Consider the following 14,469-nt stretch of genomic DNA (forward strand, 5'->3'; position numbering starts at 1 on the left):
CCGCCGATGACGGACACGATGCTGCATTTCCAGCCCGCGCTGGGCGACTGGATACTCCACAACCTGCGCCAGGGCTGCACGGCCGCCGACGTGGCCGAGGCCATGCGCGCGCAGGCCATGCCGGCCGACGCGGCGAAGGCCATCGTCGATGCCTTCGTCTTCGCGCTGCGCACGGGGAGCCCGCTGCCCGTCGATTCGGTGAAGGTGGAGCCCGCCTTCCGCCACGAAGCGCCGAGGCTGGCGGCGGGCACGGCGATCCGCACCTCCGACAGGCTCGTGCGCGTGGCCGCGCGCGCCACCCAGCCGGCACTGGCGGTGCTGAACGACGTGTTCAGCGCGCAGGAATACAAGGAACTGATTGCGCTGGCAAGGCCGCGCCTTGCGCCGTCGACGACGGTCGACCCGCTGACGGGACGCGACCTTGCGGGCGACAGGCGCAGCAGCCAGGGCATGTTCTTCCGGCTGCGCGAGAACCCGTTCATCGCGCGGCTCGATCAGCGGGTGTCGGAGCTCATGAACCTGCCGGTGGAGAACGGCGAGGGCCTGCAGGTGCTGCACTACCCGGCGGGCGCGCAGAGCATGCCGCACTTCGACTTCCTGGTACCGTCGAACGAGTCCAACAAGGCGTCGCTGGCGCGCAGCGGGCAGCGCGTGAGCACGCTCGTGTGCTACCTCAACGAGGTGGAGGAAGGCGGCGAGACGGTGTTTCCGGAGACCGGCTGGTCGGTATCGCCGCAGCCCGGCAGCGCCGTGTACTTCGAGTACTGCAACAGCCTCGGGCAGGTGGACCACGCCTCGCTGCACGCCGGAGCGCCGGTGCTGCGCGGCGAGAAATGGGTTGCGACCAAGTGGATGCGGCAGCGGCGCTTCGTCGCGGCGGGAGAGGCCGCCGCCCTGTCACACGGCTGACTTATTGGCGGCCGATTCTTCCCGGCTTCCTTGCGGCCCTGCCCGCCTTCCTCCCAGCTTCACGTGCCCGCGATTCCCCTTTTTCACCGCCGCCCGGCCCTGCTGGCCGTGGTCACGCTGCTTTGCGGATTGCTGTCGGCGTGCGGCCGCGACGAGTCGCTGTCGTCACCGACGCCTGCACCGGCGCCACAAGCGGCCCCCAAGCCTGCCGCGGCGCAGCCCGCCTACGTCGGCGCCACCTACGCGCCCGTGCCAGGCCGCCCCCAGCCCAGCGCCGCGCAGCTCACCGAGATCGGCCGGCGCATCTTCTTCGACGGCAGCCTCTCGGCCTCGGGCAAGGCGTCGTGCGCGAGCTGCCACGATCCGCAGCACGCATGGGGGCCGCCGAACGCACTGTCGGTGCAACTCGGCGGCGCCGACGGCAGGCAGGAAGGCCCGCGCGCCGCGCCCTCGCTGCGCTACCTTGAAACGCTCACCGCCTTCTCCGAGCACCACCACGACAACGACGGCGACGACAGCATCGACGCAGGCCCCACCGGCGGCCACATGTGGGACGGCCGCGCCGGCTCCGCGCACGAGCAGGCGGGCATGCCGCTGCTCTCGCCCGCCGAGATGGGCAACTCGTCGATGGCGGAGGTGGCGGCCAAGCTCGAGCGCGCGACCTATGCGGACGACCTGCGCAAGGCCTTCGGCAACGACGTGTTCGGCAGCCCCGAGGCCGCCTTCAAGGCAGCCGGCCTTGCGCTGGAGGTGTTCCAGCAATCGCCGAAGGACTTCTATCCGTTCACCAGCAAGTACGACGCGGTGCTGCGCGGACAGGCGAAGCTCAGCGTGGCCGAGGCGCGCGGGCTGCGGCTCTTCAACGACGAGAGCAAGGGCAACTGCGCCTCGTGCCACATCAGCGAGCGCACGCAGGACGGAGCATTCCCTCTCTTCACCGACTTCGGGCTGATCGCGCTCGGCGTGCCGCGCAACCGCAAGCTCAAGGCGAACGCCGACCCGGCATTCCACGATATGGGCCTGTGCGGCCCCTACCGCACTGACATGAAGGACCACCCGGAGTACTGCGGACTGTTCCGCACGCCCACGCTGCGCAACGTGGCGGTGCGGCAGAGCTTTTTCCACAACGGCGTTTTCCATTCGCTGGAGGAAGCCATCCGCTTCTACGCGCAGCGCGACACCGCGCCGCAGCGCTGGTATGCGCGCTCGGCGAACGGCATCATGCAGCAGTACGACGACCTGCCACCGCAGTACCACGCCAACATCAACACCGATGCGCCCTTCGGGCAGAAGCGCGGCGGCAAGCCGGCACTGACCGAGGCGGAGATCCGCGACGTAGCGGCCTTCCTGCGCACGCTGACGGACGCGGATCAGAAGAACGCGACGGCAGCGCCCACCGCACCCGCCACGCCGGTCGCGAAGCAGCGCGGCTAGCCGCCGCCCATCCGATCGACGTTCGCGCTGAGCCGCGCCAGCAGCGCGGTGAGCTGCTCGACTTCCTCGGGGGAAAAGCCGGCCAGCACTTCCTGCGCGTGCGAGTCCATCAGCGCCTTGGCCTTCGGCAGGCGCCGCGCGGCCAGCGGGGTCAGCGAGATCAGGCGGCTGCGCTTGTCGACCGGATCTGGCACGCGCTCGACCAGCCCGTCGCGCTCCATGCGGGCCAGCAGCTGCGCCATGCTGGGCTGCTCCACCTGCGCGATGCGCGCGAGCTCGGCCTGCGACAGCGCCTTGCTCTTCTTGAGCGACACCAGCACCGGCAGCTGCCCCACCGCGAAGCCGAACTCGCGCAGGCCGCCGTCGGCGATGCGGGTGAAGCCGCGCGTCACGCGGCCGATGAGCTTCAGGGGATGGGAGGCTTCGTCGTCGGTCATGGACGGTATTCTATCTTCATAGGCTCCTATGCTAATATGAATAGGAACCTATCCTTTCAGAGAAAACGATCCACATGCAGACGCATCCCCGAATTGCCATCATCGGCGCCGGCCCCGGCGGCCTCGCCCTGGCGCGGCTCCTTCATCTTTCCGGCATCCATGCCACCGTGTTCGAGCGCGAGGAAAGCGCCCTCGCGCGGCCCCAGGGCGGCACGCTCGACCTGCACGAAGACTCCGGGCTGCTGGCCGTGCGGCGCGCCGGGCTGGAGAGCGAGTTCCTGCGCATCGCGCGCTACGACGACCAGGGCTCGCGGCTGCTCGACAAGTCGGGCCGCGTCCTGTTCGAGGAGCCCGACTCGTCCGCCGGCAATCGTCCCGAGGTCGACCGCACCGCGCTGCGCGACATGCTCCTGGCCTCGCTGCCGGCCGGCTGCGTGCAATGGGGCTGCGCGCTCGTCGACATGCGGCTGCAGGAAGGCGGGCAATGGAATCTCTCGTTCGCCAACGGCGGCGAGGCAGGCCCCTTCGACCTGGTCGTCGGCGCGGACGGCGCATGGTCGCGCGTGCGCCCGCTGCTGTCGCCCTACAAGCCGCAGTACAGCGGCCTGACCTTCATCGAATTCGGCATCGACGACGTCGACCGCAGCCACCCGGCCATCGCGCAGCTGGTCGGCCGGGGCAAGCTGGAGGCGCAGGGTGACGGCAAGGAAATCATCGCCCAGCGCAACGGCAACGCGCACATCCGCGGCTATGCCATCTTCCGCGTGCCGGCGGACTGGGCGTCGAAGCGCTTCGACTTCTCGTCGCCCACTGCGGTGCGCAGTGCGCTGATCGACGAGTTCTTGGGTTATGCCGACGCCATCACCGACCTCTTCCGCGCGAGCAACGACCAGTTCGTCGCGCGCCCGATCCACGCGCTGCCGGTCGGCCATTGCTGGGCGCCCCGGCGCGGGCTCACGCTGCTGGGCGACGCGGCGCACCTCATGTCGCCGTTCGGCGGCGAAGGCGTGAACGCGGCGATGCGCGACGCCGTCGAGCTCGCCGCCTCGCTGGCCCAGGAGAACGACTGGACCGCGGCCGTGACCCATTACGAAATGCAGATGTTCGAACGCGTCATCGAGGCGGCGGAAGGCTCGGCCGAAGCCGCCGCCGTGCAGATGTCGCACGTCGGCGAGGCCCTGACACTGGCGCACCTGCAGGAACACCGGGCCGGCGCGAGCTGAGCACCCGGCGCCGGGGCATCCGGCGTGTATCGATTTGACTTTATCTTAGATATATCTAAAATAATTCCGATACACCTTAGAAAGGATGCCCCACATGAGACATTTCCACCTCGGCCATCACCACTGCCGCACCGCCCGCGGCGAGCATGAAGACGGTCTTTCCGGCGGCCGCGGACACCGCGGCGGGCGTGGCGGCGGACGCGTGTTCGGCCACGGCGGCCTGCGCTTCGTGCTGCTGCAGCTCATCGCCGACAAGCCCTCCCACGGCTACGAGCTGATCAAGGCCATCGAAGACCGCCTCGGCGGCAGCTACGCGCCCAGCCCCGGCGTGGTCTACCCCACCCTCACGCTGCTCGAGGAAATGGGCTACCTCAGCGTCGAGACCGCCGACGGCAGCGGCCGCAAGAGCTACAGCATCACCGACAGCGGCCGCGAATTCCTCGCAGCCAACCGCGAGATGGCCGACGCCATGATGGCCCGCATGAGCGGCGGCGTCGACGGCGCCGGCCCGCGCGGCGGACGCCCGCCGCAGGTCACTCGCGCCATCGAGAACCTCAAGCTCGCGATGCGCATGCGCCTGACGGGCGCGCCACTGACCGAGCAGCAGGCCCACGAGTTCGCCGCGGTGCTCGACGCCGCGGCCCAGCAGATCGAAAAGATCTGAAAGGCCTGCAATCCGAATCCCAACCAACCCTGTCTCGCAACAGGATTTCCGCAATGACTGACTTCAGTACATCACCAGCGTCCACCGCGCCCGTCGCACCGGATCGCACGCCCCGCCGGGTGCGCCACGACCTGCGCTTTCGCCGGCTCTCGGTGAAGACCGTGCAGCGCGTGACGCCGCACCTGATCCGCGTCACGCTCACCGGCGACGACCTCGCCGGCTTCACCAGCCTCGGCTTCGACGACCACGCGAAGATCTTCTTTCCCGACGCCGCCGGCAAGCTCACGCTGCCCACGGCCGGCCCCGACGGCCCCGTGTGGCCCGACGGACGCCCGACCATGCGCGACTACACGCCGCGCCGCTACGACGCAGCCGCAGGCACGCTCGAGATCGACTTCGCGCTGCACGAAGCCGGCCCCGCGACGCAGTGGGCCGAGCAGGCGAAGCCCGGCGACATCCTCGGCGTGGGCGGCCCTCGCGGCTCGTTCATCGTGCCGACCGAATTCGACTGGCACCTGCTGATCGGCGACGACACCGCCCTGCCCGCCATCTCGCGGCGCCTGGCCGAACTGCCCGCCGGCACGCGCGTGGTGGTGCTGGCCGAAGTCGACGGCGAAGCCGACGAGCTTCCGTTCGACACGAAAGCCGAACTCACGCTGAAGTGGGTGCACCGCCGCGGCGCCGAGCCGGGCCTGAGCCCCGTGCTGCTCGACGGGCTGAAATCGATGCAGCTGCCGGCCGGTGACTTCCATGCCTGGGTGGGTTGCGAATCGGCCATCGCCAAGGCACTGCGCACGCACCTGGTGGGCGAGCGCGGCGCGAACCCGAAGTGGACCCGGGCCTCGGGCTACTGGCGCCGCGGCGCGGCAGCCACGCACGATTCGCACGACGAGTGATTGATCTTGCTCCTTCCCCCTCTGGGGGAAGGTTGGGTTGGGGGCAAGCGGCGCTTGATGATCCGCTGAAGACGGATACGCAGTCTGCCCCCACCCCAGCCCTCCCCCAGCGGGGGAGGGAGAAACTCAATGAGGTACTTCAGCCGGGCCCGATGCGGTCGCGCTGCGCCTGGGGCTGCGGATCAGCAACAGCAGCGGAATTGCCAGCACCGTGATGATCATCATGATGGCGAAGTCGTCGAGGTAGCCGATCAGCGCGCCCTGCCGCGTCACCTCTGCATTGAGCAGCGCGAGCCCCGTGGCGGTATCGGGCGACATCATCTGCGGCAGCGTCGACAGCGCGACGTTGCCCGGCGCAACGGTCGCCGCGATCTGCGCATGCGCCTTGCTCGAGCCCTCCGTCAGCAGCGCCTGCACGATCGAGATGCCGACGCTGCTGCCGATGTTGCGCAGCAGGCTGAAGATCGGCGTGCCCTGGTTGCGCAGCCTCGGCGCCAGCGTGGCGAATGTGGCGGTGGAAAGCGGCACGAAGGTGAAGCCGATGCCCAGCCCCTGGATGAAGCCCGAGACGACGATCAGCGTGCTGTCCATCTGCAGCGTGAGCCGAGTCATCTGGTAGAGCGAGAACGCAGTGAGGCCGAAGCCCAGCGCCATGATCGCGCGCACGTCGATGCGCTGCACCAGCCGCCCGACGATGATCATCGCGATCATCGTTCCCACGCCGCGCGGCGCCGTCACCTCGCCGGTGTAGATCACCGGGTAGCCCATCAGGCCCTGCAGGAAGTTGGGCAAGAGCGCCATCGTCGCGAACAGGATCATGCCGACGATGAAGGCGAACAGCAGGCCGGTGACGAAGTTGCGGTCCTTCAGCAGGTCGCGGTCGAAGAAGGACACGCCCTGCACCGTCCATGTGTGGACCACGAAGAAGCAGAAGGCCACCAGCGCGGCCGCGGCCTCGAGCTTGATCTCCCACGACTCGAACCAGTCGAGCTGCTCACCCCGATCGAGGAAGAGCTGCAGCATGCCGATGGCGATGCTCAGCGTGACGAAACCGAAGATGTCGAGCCGCTCGCCCTGCGGCCGGCTTTCGGGCAGGTAGCGCGCGATGCCCCAGAAGGCGAAGACGCCCACCGGCAGGTTGATGAAGAAGACCCAGCGCCAGTCGAAGTTCTCGGTGAGCCAGCCGCCCAGCAGCGGCCCGAGGATGGGCCCGACCATGATGCCCGCGCCCCAGATGGCCATGGCCTGACCGACCTTCTCGCGCGGGTTGATGTCCAGCAGCACCGCCTGCGACAGCGGCACCAGCGCCGCGCCGAAGATGCCCTGCAGCAGCCGCGCGGCCACGATGCCGACCAGCGAGGTCGCCAGTCCGCACAGCGCCGAGGCCACGGTGAAGCCGATCACCGAGATGATGAACACGCGCCTGCGTCCCCAGTGCCCGCACAGCCAGCCCGTGAGCGGCAGCGCGATGGCCGAGGCCACGATGTACGAGGTGAGCACCCAGGTGATCTGGTCCTGCGAGGCCTGCAGGCTGCCCTGCATGTGCGGCAGCGCCACGTTGGCGATGGTGGTGTCCAGCGCCTGCATGATGGTCGCCAGCATGATCGAGATGGTGATCATGCCGCGATGCGGCACGGTGGTTCCCGGCGCGACGCTCACGGCTTGCGGCCTTCGCCGGAGGTGATCTCCACGAGGCTGCCGTGCACCCTGGCGAGCAGGCCCAGCAGCTGGGCGCGTTCGGCCTGCGACAGCACCGACATCACGCGGGCGTTGAGCCCGTCGCTGATGCCGAGCGCGCTGTCGAGCGCCTTCTCGGCGCTGGGCTCCAGATGAATCTTGTTGACGCGGCGGTCGGTGGGGCTGGGCTCGCGGCGGATCCAGCCGGCCGCGGCCATGCGGTCGCACAGGCCGGCCACGGCCATCGGGGTCAGGTCCAGCCGCTGCGCGAGTTCGGCCTGCGAGAGCGGCTCGACCTCGTCGGGGCTGCCGTGCATGGCCAGCACGCCCAGCAGGCGGCACTGTGCGCTGGTGAGTCCGATGCGCTCGCGCGCGAGGCGGTCGAACTCTTCGCCGTAGAGCTTGCCCACGCTCTTGACGAGAAAGCCGAAGCGCTGGGTGAAGTCCCTTTTCATAAGGGACTCGATTATCTACATGTTTATTAGTTGGGCCTTAGCAGCCCATCCTCAAAGCCACCCTGCCCGCCTGAACCGGTAGTAGAGATAGCCGCAGGTGCTGACGATCAGCCCCAGCGCGATCCCGTAGCCGTAGCGGAATTTCAGCTCCGGCATGTTCTCGAAGTTCATCCCCCAGATGCCGGCGAAGGCGGTGCACACCGCGAAGATGCTGGCCCAGGCCGCGAGGCGCTTGGTGACTTCGCTTTCCTCGATGGTGACCATCGACAGGTTCACCTGTATCGCCGTGCCGATGGTGTCGCGCACGGCGTCGATGGAGCCGTTGATGCGCCCGAGGTGGTCGCCAACGTCGCGGAAGTACTCCTGCGAGCTCATGCAGATCTGCGGCACGCGGCCGCCGTGCATCTTGCCCGCGGCCTCCAGCAGCGGCGCCACCGCGCGCTTGAGGATCATGCTGCGCCGCTTCAGGTCGTAGAGCTGCTTGATCTTGTCGCGCGCCGCGCCGCCCTGGCCGAAGATCTGCTGCTCGATGGATTCCAGCTCCACCTCCAGCGCGTCGATCACCGGAAAGTAGCGGTCGACCACCGCGTCCATCAGCGCATAGAGCACGAAGCCCGCGCCGTGGCGCAGCAGATCCGGCTCGCGCTCGCAGCGCTCGCGCACGCCCAGGAAGCCCTGCTTGCTGCGGTTGCGCACCGACAGCACGTAGTTGGAGCCGACGAACACGTCGACCTCGCCCACGTTGGTGCAGTGCTCGCCCTCCTCCGAGGGCTCGACCAGGTGCATGACGACGAAGAGCGAATCGCCGTATTCCTCCATCTTCGGGCGCTGGTGGCCGTGCTGGGCGTCTTCCACCGCCAGCGGATGCAGGCCGAATTCATGCTGCATCACGGCCAGCTCTTCGGCGGACGCGTCGCTCAGCGCCACCCACACGAAGCAGCCCTGCCGGCTGATGTAGTCGCTGATGTCCTCGACCGATATGTCGGCGAGCTTGGAGCCGTTTTCATAGGCGACGCAGTTGATCAGCATCGATACCCCTCGGAATTCACGTTGGTGGAAGCTTTCGATGGTGCCACGGGGCCGCCGCGATTCCGGTTCTGCCACCGCCGATTCAGCCCGGTCGGCTAGAGTTCGCGTGGATCTGCGTGGCAGGTGAACAAATGAACAGGGGCGCAGCGCGAAACGGGCGCTGCGACGACAGGGAGAGGGAAGGCCGTGAAAACAGGTTCGTTCGAGGAGTCGCTCAAGTGAAGCGGGACGTTCGCCTTGCGAAATTCCTGCTGCTGGCCGTCATTGTTTCGGTGTCGGCGGCCACGGGCTGGCAGCTGTACGCGTCGCGCGACCAGACGCTGGCCGCGGCCGACACCAACAATCTCAACCTGGCCAATGCGCTGAACATCTACGCCGAGGGCGTCTTCACCCAGAGCGACATGCTTCTGCAGGGCGTGGCCGAGACGCTGAAGGGCGAAGGCGACGAGCCGGAGCGGCTGCAGCGCGTGCAGTCGCTGGTCGAGCGCCAGAAGCGCCTGCTCGACCAGCTCGACGGCCTCGCCGTCCTCGACGCCCAGGGCAACTGGCTGATGTACTCCAAGGGTCGCATCCCGCCGGGCACCAACAGCGCCAACCGGGCCTACTTCATCCACCACCGCGAAACGCGCTCGAACGACGTCCTCATCAGCCCGCCGATCCGCAACCCCTTCACCGGCGAATGGGGAATCACCGTCAGCCGCCGGCTGGACGACGCCGAGGGCCGGTTCGCCGGCGTCGTCGTCATCGGCCTGGGCCTGCAGAACTTCCTGCGCGCGTTCGGCACCATCGCCCTTCCCGGCACCGGCACCATCGGACTGACCACCAACCACGGGCAGATGCTGGTGCTCTACCCCTACAGCGAAAAGGCCATCGGGCTCGACTTTTCCGGATCGGCCAATTTCCAGCGCCACTTCGGCGGCACGTCGGGCACCGCGTCGTTCCGCTCCAGCATCGACGGAATGAAGCGGCTCTACGCATTCCGCAAGAGCGACCGCTACCCGGTGCTGACCACCGTGGCGCTCGGCCGCGACGAGGCGTTGAAGGCCTGGAGGCACCAGGCACTGCTGACGATCGGCGTGGTGGGGGCCTTGCTGGCGATCGTCGCCGCCGTGGGCTGGCGGCTGATCGTCAACATCCAGCGCCGCATCAGCGCCGAGGCTTCGCTGCTGGCCGCGCGAGAAGACCTGCTGCGGGCCAACCGCCGGCTGGAGGTCCTGGCCACGCAGGACCAGCTCACCGGCCTGGCCAACCGCCGCAGCTTCGACGAAGTGCTGGCGCACGAGTGCCGCCGCGCGGCCAGGGAGGGCACGGCCCTGTCGCTCCTGCTGCTGGACCTGGACTACTTCAAGCGCTTCAACGACGCATACGGCCACGTGGCCGGCGACCAGTGCCTGAAGGCGGTCGCCACGGCATTGAGGCGCAGCGCCAGGCGCCCGGGCGACCTGGTGGCGCGCTACGGCGGCGAGGAGCTGGCGGTCGTCCTCCCCCGCACCGACCTGCCGGGCGCGCGGAAGGTCGCCGAACAGATACTCGCCCAGGTCCTCGCGCTCGACATCCCGCACAGCGCCAGCCAGCATGGACAGGTCACTGTCAGCATCGGCGTGGCGGCGCTGGAAGCCCGGCACTCGGACGAGCCGGAACAACTGCTCGTCGAAGCCGCCGATCGCGCGCTGTACAAGGCCAAGGAAAGCGGGCGCAACCGAGCCGTGAGCGAGGAAGAGTTCGCCGATGCCTGAGGGTGCGCCCGGCACCGGCGCAACGGCCTGGAGATACGCGCATTGAACGTAGAATGCCCGCGGCACTTTCATCCGTGTCCGCACGCGTCGCGGCGCCACGCTCCCCATGCCCTCCCCGAACAAGCCATCCAGCCCGGCACCCGCCGCCGTCCGCGACGCCCGCATTGCCGCAGGCCTCACGCAGACCGAGGCCGCGCAGACGGTCCAGGCCTCGCTGCGCGGATGGCAGCAATGGGAGGCCGGCGACCGCTCGATGGCGCCCGGCCTGTTCGAGCTGTTCATGCTCAAGACGAGGCAATGGCAGCTCGGGGGCAATCGCCATGCCGACTGAACGCAGCGCCGCGCGGAGAATGCCTACGAATGTCCCTCACCTGCCCCGGAGCCCGGCGGCATGGATCGCAAGCTACTGATTGAAATGAACAAGACAGACCTCTCTGGGCACACGCCGATGATGGCCCAGTACCTGGGCCTGAAAGCCGACCATCCGGACACCCTGCTGTTCTACCGGATGGGCGATTTCTACGAACTCTTCTGGGCCGACGCCGAGAAGGCCGCGCGCCTGCTCGACATCACGCTCACCCAGCGCGGCCAGTCGGCCGGCCAGCCGGTGGTGATGTGCGGCGTGCCCTTCCACTCGGTCGACACCTACCTGGCCCGCCTCATCAAGCTGGGCGAATCGGTCGCCATCTGCGAGCAGGTGGGCGAAGTCGGCGCCAGCAAGGGGCCGGTCGAGCGCAAGGTGGTGCGCGTGGTCACGCCCGGCACGCTGACCGACACCGAACTTCTCAACGACAAGAGCGATTCGCTGCTGCTCGCGGTGCACGCGGGCTCGCGCAACTTCTGCGGACTGGCCTGGCTCAGCGTGACCGGCGCCGAGCTGCGACTGGCCGAATTCCCCTCCGACGCGCTCGAAGCCTGGATCGCCCGCATCGCGCCGAGCGAACTGCTCTACAGCGCCGAAGTGACTCCCGCCTTCGAGCAGCGGCTGAAGGCCGCGCGCGCCGCCACGCCCTTCACGCTGTCGGTGCGTCCGGCCTGGCAGTTCGATGGCGGCCTGGGCGAGCGCAAGCTGGCCGAGCAGATGGGCAGCAACAGCCTGGCGGCATGGAACGCCGAGTCGCTCGCCAACGCGCACGCCGCGGCCGCCGCGCTGCTGGGCTATGCCGAGCACACCCAGGGCCGCGCGCTCTCGCACGTGCAACGCCTGTCGGTTGAGCGCGACGGCGACCTGATCGAGCTGCCGCCCACCACGCGCCGCAACCTCGAACTGGTGCAGACGCTGCGCGGCGAAGACTCGCCCACCATGTTCTCGCTGCTCGACACCTGCATGACGGGCATGGGCAGCCGGCTGCTCAAGCGCTGGCTGCTCGCGCCCCGGCGCGACCGTTCGGAGGCCCAGGGCCGGCTCGAGGCCATCGGCGCGCTGCAGGCCACGGTGCTCGGCGCCACGGCCGCTCCCTGGCGCACGCTGCGCGAGCAGCTCAAGAACACCAGCGACGTGGAACGCATCGCCGCGCGCATCGCGCTGCGCCAGGTGCGCCCGCGCGAACTGCTGGCGCTGCAGCTGGCGCTTTCGAAGGCGGAGCATCTCGCCCCGCTGCTGCCCGCTTCGTCGGCGCTGCTCGGCCAGATCGCCGACCGGCTCGCCCCGCCGCCGGGCTGTGCCGCCCTGCTGACCAGCGCCATCAAGCCCGATCCGTCCGCCCTGGTGCGCGACGGCGGCGTGATCGCCACCGGCCACGACGCCGAGCTCGACGAGCTGCGCGCCATCAGCGAGAACTGCGACGACTTCCTGCTCAAGCTCGAGATCAGCGAGCGCGAGCGCACCGGCATCAGCAACCTGCGGGTGCAGTTCAACCGCGTGCACGGCTTCTACATCGAGGTGACGCAGAGCGCGCTCTCGAAGGTGCCCGACAACTACCGCCGCCGCCAGACGCTGAAGAACGCCGAGCGCTTCATCACGCCCGAGCTGAAGGCCTTCGAGGACAAGGCCCTGAGCGCACAAGACCGTGCGCTGGCCCGCGAGAAGTGGCTCTACGAACAGCTGCTCGACGCGCTGCAGCCCTCGGTGCCCGCGCTCACGCAGCTCGCCGGCGGCCTCGCCACGCTCGACGCGCTGTGCGCTCTGGCCGAGCGCTCGCACACGCTGCACTGGCGCGCGCCCAGCTTCGTGTCGCACCCCTGCATCGAGATCCAGCAGGGCCGCCACCCGGTGGTGGAGGCGCGGCTGGCCGAGAAGTCATCGGGCGGATTCATCGCCAACGACACGCAGCTCGGGCCCCAGCAGCGCATGCAGGTCATCACCGGCCCCAACATGGGCGGTAAGTCGACCTATATGCGGCAGGTGGCGATCATCGTGCTGCTGGCCTCCATCGGCTCGCACGTGCCGGCGGCCGCCTGCCGGCTCGGGCCGATCGACGCGATCCACACCCGCATCGGCGCGGCGGACGACCTGGCCAACGCGCAGTCGACCTTCATGCTCGAGATGACCGAGGCCGCGCAGATCCTGCACAGCGCCACCGCGCAGTCGCTGGTGCTGATGGACGAAATCGGCCGCGGCACAAGCACCTTCGACGGCCTGGCGCTGGCCGCCGGCATCGCCGCCCAGCTGCACGACCGCAGCAAGGCCTTCACGCTGTTCGCCACGCACTATTTCGAACTGACGGAGTTCCCTGCCACGCACCACGGCGCGGTGAACATGCACGTGAGCGCCACCGAGGCGGGCCGCGACATCGTGTTCCTGCACGAAATGCAGCCCGGCCCGGCCAGCAAGAGCTACGGGATCCAGGTGGCCCGGCTGGCGGGCATGCCCGCGGCGGTGGTCAACCACGCGCGGCAGGCGCTGGAGGCACTCGAATCGCAACATGCGCAAACTCGTGCACAGGTCGACCTGTTCGCGCCGCCCCCGGTGGCCGAAACACCCATGGCCAGCGCCGTAGAATCCGCGCTGGCCGCGCTCGACCCCGACACGATGAGCCCACGCGAGGCCCTCGATGCCTTGTATGCCCTTCAGAAACTGAACAAACGTGAACTCGGCGCCGCATGACCCGGCACAGTTCATGCCAGATGAACCTGAACCCATGACTTACTGCGTAGGCATCAAACTCAACGCCGGCCTGGTGTTTCTTTCCGACTCGCGCACCAACGCGGGCGTGGACCACATCAGCACATTCCGCAAGATGATCGTCTACGAGCAGCCGGGCGACCGCGTCATGGTGCTGCTGTCGTCGGGCAACCTGAGCATCTCGCAGTCGGTGCGCGAAATCCTCCAGATCGAGGAACTGCGCGAAACCCGCGAGGACGGCACCCAGGGCGACCCCATCACCATCTGGAACGCCAAGAGCATGTTCGACGCCGCGCGCGTGCTGGGCTCGGCGGTGCGCCACGTGTACGACCGCGACGCCGAGGCGCTGAAGCACGCCGGGCTGGACTTCAACGTTTCCTTCATCTTCGGCGGGCAGGTCAAGGGCGAGGGCATGCGCCTCTTCCTGGTCTACGCGGCCGGCAACTTCATCGAGGCCACCACCGAGACGCCCTACTTCCAGGTCGGCGAGTCGAAGTACGGCAAGCCCGTGCTCGACCGCGTGCTCACGCCCGAGACGCCGCTGGACGAGGCCGCCAAGTGCGCGCTGGTGTCGATGGACTCGACCATGAAGTCGAACCTGTCGGTCGGCCTGCCGCTCGACATGGTGGTGTACGAGGCCAACAAGCTCGAAACCGACCGGGTGATCTGCATCGACGCCGACAACCCCTACTACCGCATGGTGCACAACAGCTGGGGCCAGAAGCTGCGCGAGGTGTTCGACAGCATCGAGGACCCGGTGTGGGACGACAGCCAGACCGAGCACCCTCTGAAGATGCCGGCCACGCGCCACAGCCCGCTGCGCAAGATCTCCACGCCCGACGAAAAGCTCATCTGAAATGATGCCCCCCGGCTTGCCACTTCGTGTGCTTCTCCACCCCCCGAGGGGGCGGCTCGGCCGCCTTGGGGCGGCCCGGCGGCGGCCGT

The 14,469-nt window shown here is 68.6% G+C and carries 13 protein-coding genes; 9 read left to right on the forward strand and 4 right to left on the reverse strand.

The annotated features are described in order from the left end of the window. Nucleotides 1–6: 6 nt before the first annotated feature. On the forward strand, nucleotides 7–909 hold the full coding sequence (locus EJP69_RS07520) for a 2OG-Fe(II) oxygenase (protein ID WP_126469220.1): 903 nt from the start codon (nucleotides 7–9) through the stop codon (nucleotides 907–909). 63 nt (nucleotides 910–972) lie between these two features. Then, nucleotides 973–2,343: a cytochrome-c peroxidase gene (locus EJP69_RS07525; protein WP_240652059.1), complete on the forward strand. Its 1,371-nt coding sequence runs from the start codon at nucleotides 973–975 to the stop codon at nucleotides 2,341–2,343. Here EJP69_RS07525 and EJP69_RS07530 read toward each other — a convergent pair. Then, on the reverse strand, nucleotides 2,340–2,780 hold the full coding sequence (locus tag EJP69_RS07530) for a MarR family winged helix-turn-helix transcriptional regulator (RefSeq protein WP_093300755.1): 441 nt from the start codon (nucleotides 2,778–2,780) through the stop codon (nucleotides 2,340–2,342). The two genes, EJP69_RS07525 and EJP69_RS07530, sit on opposite strands and share 4 nt — an antisense overlap. A gap of 74 nt (nucleotides 2,781–2,854) precedes the next feature. On the opposite strand from EJP69_RS07530, the gene EJP69_RS07535 reads away from it, so the two are divergent. The 3 genes from EJP69_RS07535 (at nucleotide 2,855) to EJP69_RS07545 (ending at nucleotide 5,563) form a co-directional block, all read left to right on the forward strand. Continuing rightward, a complete protein-coding gene (locus tag EJP69_RS07535; protein ID WP_126469221.1) occupies nucleotides 2,855–4,003 on the forward strand; it encodes an FAD-dependent oxidoreductase in 1,149 nt (382 codons plus the stop codon). Between the two features lie 94 nt (nucleotides 4,004–4,097). After that, complete coding sequence (locus tag EJP69_RS07540) at nucleotides 4,098–4,667, forward strand: PadR family transcriptional regulator (RefSeq protein WP_093300758.1); 570 nt, start codon at nucleotides 4,098–4,100, stop codon at nucleotides 4,665–4,667. Between the two features lie 53 nt (nucleotides 4,668–4,720). Then, nucleotides 4,721–5,563: a siderophore-interacting protein gene (locus EJP69_RS07545; RefSeq protein ID WP_126469222.1), complete on the forward strand. Its 843-nt coding sequence runs from the start codon at nucleotides 4,721–4,723 to the stop codon at nucleotides 5,561–5,563. Between the two features lie 126 nt (nucleotides 5,564–5,689). On the opposite strand, the gene EJP69_RS07550 is transcribed toward EJP69_RS07545, so the two are convergent. From EJP69_RS07550 to EJP69_RS07560, 3 genes are read right to left on the reverse strand one after another with little or no spacing between them, the layout of a single operon-like run. Next, a complete protein-coding gene (locus EJP69_RS07550) occupies nucleotides 5,690–7,183 on the reverse strand; it encodes a DHA2 family efflux MFS transporter permease subunit (RefSeq protein WP_170217063.1) in 1,494 nt (497 codons plus the stop codon). Between the two features lie 35 nt (nucleotides 7,184–7,218). Beyond that, complete coding sequence (locus EJP69_RS07555) at nucleotides 7,219–7,695, reverse strand: MarR family winged helix-turn-helix transcriptional regulator (RefSeq protein WP_093300763.1); 477 nt, start codon at nucleotides 7,693–7,695, stop codon at nucleotides 7,219–7,221. 51 nt (nucleotides 7,696–7,746) lie between these two features. Next, a complete protein-coding gene (locus tag EJP69_RS07560; RefSeq protein ID WP_126469223.1) occupies nucleotides 7,747–8,724 on the reverse strand; it encodes a magnesium and cobalt transport protein CorA in 978 nt (325 codons plus the stop codon). 218 nt (nucleotides 8,725–8,942) lie between these two features. Here EJP69_RS07560 and EJP69_RS07565 point away from each other — a divergent pair, with 218 nt between their 5' ends. From EJP69_RS07565 to EJP69_RS07580, 4 genes are all read left to right on the forward strand, one after another. Next, complete coding sequence (locus EJP69_RS07565) at nucleotides 8,943–10,460, forward strand: sensor domain-containing diguanylate cyclase (RefSeq protein ID WP_206169288.1); 1,518 nt, start codon at nucleotides 8,943–8,945, stop codon at nucleotides 10,458–10,460. A gap of 106 nt (nucleotides 10,461–10,566) precedes the next feature. Next, nucleotides 10,567–10,791 carry a helix-turn-helix domain-containing protein gene (locus EJP69_RS07570; RefSeq protein WP_093204547.1) on the forward strand — a complete coding sequence of 75 codons (225 nt, stop codon included), beginning with the start codon at nucleotides 10,567–10,569 and terminating at the stop codon, nucleotides 10,789–10,791. A gap of 84 nt (nucleotides 10,792–10,875) precedes the next feature. Then, the gene (gene mutS / locus EJP69_RS07575) at nucleotides 10,876–13,506 is read left to right on the forward strand and encodes a DNA mismatch repair protein MutS (RefSeq protein ID WP_206169289.1); all 2,631 of its coding nucleotides are present in this window, start codon (nucleotides 10,876–10,878) and stop codon (nucleotides 13,504–13,506) included. Nucleotides 13,507–13,540: 34 nt separating this feature from the next. Then, on the forward strand, nucleotides 13,541–14,380 hold the full coding sequence (locus EJP69_RS07580) for a proteasome-type protease (protein WP_093300769.1): 840 nt from the start codon (nucleotides 13,541–13,543) through the stop codon (nucleotides 14,378–14,380). Nucleotides 14,381–14,469 lie beyond the last annotated feature (89 nt).

It is taken from the genome of Variovorax gossypii, assembly GCF_003965815.1.
Lineage (GTDB): Bacteria > Pseudomonadota > Gammaproteobacteria > Burkholderiales > Burkholderiaceae_C > Variovorax > Variovorax gossypii.